Genomic DNA, 718 nt, shown 5'->3' on the forward strand with positions numbered 1-718 from the left:
CGTAGCTCCAGTGCTGCCCGTTGCCCCGGTAGGACCAGTGGCTCCAGTAATACCCGTTGGTCCAGTAGGTCCGGTAGCCCCGGTAATACCTGTGGTGCCAGTAGGTCCGGTAGCTCCGGTGCTGCCCGTTGCCCCGGTAGGACCAGTGGCTCCAGTAATACCCGTTGGTCCAGTAGGTCCGGTAGCCCCGGTAATACCTGTGGTGCCAGTAGGTCCGGTAGCTCCAGTGACACCCGTAGCCCCGGTAGAACCAGTATCTCCAGTGCTGCCCGTTGCGCCAGTAGGACCAGTAGCTCCGGTGATGCCCGTTGCGCCGGTAGGTCCGGTAGCTCCAGTAATACCAGTGGCACCGGTAGGACCAGTAGCTCCGGTGATGCCCGTTGCGCCGGTAGGGCCAGTGGTTCCGGTAATACCCGTTGCACCAGTAGGACCAGTAGCTCCAGTGCTGCCCGTTGATCCAGTAGAACCTGTTGCACCAGTAGGACCAGTAGCTCCGGTGATGCCCGTAGCGCCGGTAGGACCGGTAGCTCCGGTAATACCAGTGGCACCGGTAGGACCCGTAGCTCCAGTGCTACCCGTTGCACCAGTAGGTCCAGTGATACCAGTAGCACCAGTGGCACCAGTAGGACCCGTTGGTCCAGTGCTACCTGTAGCCCCGGTGGCACCAGTAGGACCAGTATCTCCAGTGCTGCCCGTAGCGCCAGTAGGAGCGGTTGAT

Annotated in this window: 1 protein-coding gene; it reads right to left on the reverse strand. The window is 61.6% G+C overall.

Annotated elements, in window-relative coordinates:
* A partial coding sequence (locus AC20OE_RS18775; protein WP_487269082.1) for a hypothetical protein occupies positions 1-718 on the reverse strand: 718 nt, incomplete at both ends.

This window comes from Bacillus sp. SRI_025 (genome assembly GCF_057592095.1).